Annotated in this window: 2 protein-coding genes; both read left to right on the forward strand. The window is 49.8% G+C overall.

The window, feature by feature from the left end:
- Positions 1-460: site-specific integrase (locus tag LD28_RS0112920; protein WP_033137375.1), on the forward strand; the 460-nt coding region annotated here is incomplete at its 5' end.
- Positions 461-992: 532 nt separating this feature from the next.
- Entirely contained in the window at positions 993-1559 is a 567-nt protein-coding gene (locus LD28_RS0112930) for a recombinase family protein (protein ID WP_033137377.1), read from the forward strand.
- Positions 1560-2548 lie beyond the last annotated feature (989 nt).

Genomic DNA, 2548 nt, shown 5'->3' on the forward strand with positions numbered 1-2548 from the left:
CTACTCAGGGGCAAGGGCAAATGAAATCTGTCAGCTATACGCCAGCGACATACGACAGGAGCAAGGGGTTTGGTGCCTGCATGTCAGGGCTACTCATGATGACCAAAAGCTGAAAACTGCTAGCAGTGAAAGATTGATCCCCATCCATTCAAAGTTAATCGAATCAGGTTTCCTCAAGTTCGCGGAGTCCCGTAGTGGTGGGAGGCTGTTCCCTGAACTGAAGTTCAGACAGGACAGTTACAGCCATTTGTTTGGGCAATGGTTCAGCAGGCACAGAGCGCTTGATAAGGACTTTCACAGCTTACGGCACACGGTAGCCAGCAAGCTCAAGGCTGCGGGAACTCCCCTTCAATTTGCTGCTGCCATCTTGGGTCATACAAACGGAGCCATAAGCTATGACCGCTATGGTGGTGGTATCCCAGTTCAAGCATTGTTTGATGCAATAAATAACGCCCTGTAGGATAGCTTCAAATGAACAAGGAGATTATATGAATAAGCGTCAACGCAAATGGGTCTTTCTGTCTGTTCTTTGGTTGTTCTCTGTTGTCATGTTTCTTCTGATGAGAAGCCGATACGATGAATACTGGTTTGGTGAGAACCTTGTTGAGCTGCTTGTAGTTGGTATAGCTCCCCTTCTGCTTGGGTGGGTATTGCTTGGGTCAGGGGTGCAGAAGAGCCGACTTTAAAATAGTCCGGACTTCTCCGAGGTGTTCCGTCCCGTCCCGATTCGAGTTTCCCCCATAGGGCCTAGGTGGCTTGTAGATGCCTGACTCAAGTGAGAGGAACTGAGCAGATGCACTCGGAAAGAGCAGGCATCAGGAGGGCTATCAAGGTGCTAGGTGAGTGGGCTAGCTAGTGTCATCAAACATCCGTATGTTGATACCAGACGGCTAGCATCACTGACGGTATCAACTAAATAGCAATACCAAGTTGTTGACACCAATCAAGTTAATGATACCATTAGATGACACCACACCTTTTGGAGCTTAACTATGTCCCGCACCTTTGCTTACTGCCGCGTATCTACTATCGAGCAGACTGTAGAGAACCAAGTTATTGAGATTGCCAAGCGTGGCTACACTGTAGAACCTCACAGGATTTCCTCTGAGACCATATCAGGCTCAACCCAAGCCAGCACTCGCCCAGAGTTCAAGAAGCTGCTGGAGAAGATGGAGAAGGGTGACACCTTGGTTGTGCTGAAGCTAGACCGACTGGGCAGGGATAACATTGACGTTCAGACGACTATCAGCAACCTGACCGAGCAGGGGATAAAGGTTGTGTCCCTTGACTTGCCAGTGGCTGACCTGACATCCCCAGAGGGAAAGCTCATGCTGCAACTAATGGGCGCCTTTGCCGAGTTCGAGCGCAACCGCATCAGAGAGCGCACTCAGGAGGGCTTACAGCGAGCCAAGGCCGAGGGCAAGCAGCTAGGCCGCCCAGTTGCCACGGACACCACTGAGGAAGTTCAGCGGGCCAAGGCGGATGGCCTGAGCCAGAGCAAAGCTGCCGAACGCTTGGGGCTATCCCTTGCAACCGTAAAGCGTCACTGGAACAAGTGAGCAGGAGATGCAGAGGGAAGCGCCGCCAGAGGTCGCTATCAGGCCATAGACAGCTTGAGGCGACCAGCCCCTTATCAGTGCATCAGGAACAGAAGAAGTGCAGAGAGGGCCGCAGGCTGCTCTTGAGTGAAGCACATCACTGACGTGCAACACTGGGTATCTGTCTGCCTGTTTCCACTCCCTCCCCTATTCCAGAGCAACCCTATCGAGCCTCCCGCTACTCCCTGAGCCCTTCCGTTCTTCGGCTATGCAATGACATGCCCAGCCACCCAGGCGAACCCTGAGCGCTCCCTGTCTCCTCCAGTAGACCTCTCGATTAAACACAACCAATAGATAGAACCGCTAATGACCACCTGAATAATGAGCAATAAATATGCTTAATTGGTGCATAAATGATTAAACACACACAATAGAAGGACACTAGAAATAGACTGCATGGGCGAGCGCCGGCTAGTCAGGTGGCCCCTTCAGCTGAAAGGCCTTCTGGACAACCAGATGAGCTACCGCAAGGTAGGCTTTCTCCATAAGCGCAATGGAGCAGCACAGATACTTGAGCAAACCGTCTGTAACAAGATGGAGTGCTCATATTGATTAGAGTTTAGAAGAGACGGCATACCCAATTAAGTTGGATTGCTTGAGCGTAATGAACCGGCGCTCCTTCCTTTGGCTAATCAGTACCCAGATACAGCTACCACAGCCCAGCACCCTGCTGCAAGTTGATTGGTAACGAATATAGATGATACAGAGAATTGAGGCCCCTCTGTCACTCGCTATATTCGGGCTGTATCTGGGAGGCTTTGGTACTAGAAATAATAAGAAGAGTAAGAGCATTAAACTCATATACTCTTCTTCTTTATATTTCTTTTCTTTTCCCATCGTAGATGGAAAGCTATAAGTAATCTTTAGTAACCACTAGCAGTTTATATCGCGTACCTGTCATACGATATGGAATAGCTTACAGCTTGCCATTCTCAAGAATGGTAACTCTC

The organism is Aeromonas finlandensis, from assembly GCF_000764645.1.
GTDB lineage: Bacteria > Pseudomonadota > Gammaproteobacteria > Enterobacterales > Aeromonadaceae > Aeromonas > Aeromonas finlandensis.

What these genes read in the sequence shown, in the direction of transcription:
- LD28_RS0112930 (WP_033137377.1), top strand. Translation starts at nt 993, where the DNA reads ATGTCCCGCACCTTTGCTTACTGCCGCGTATCTACTATCGAGCAGACT.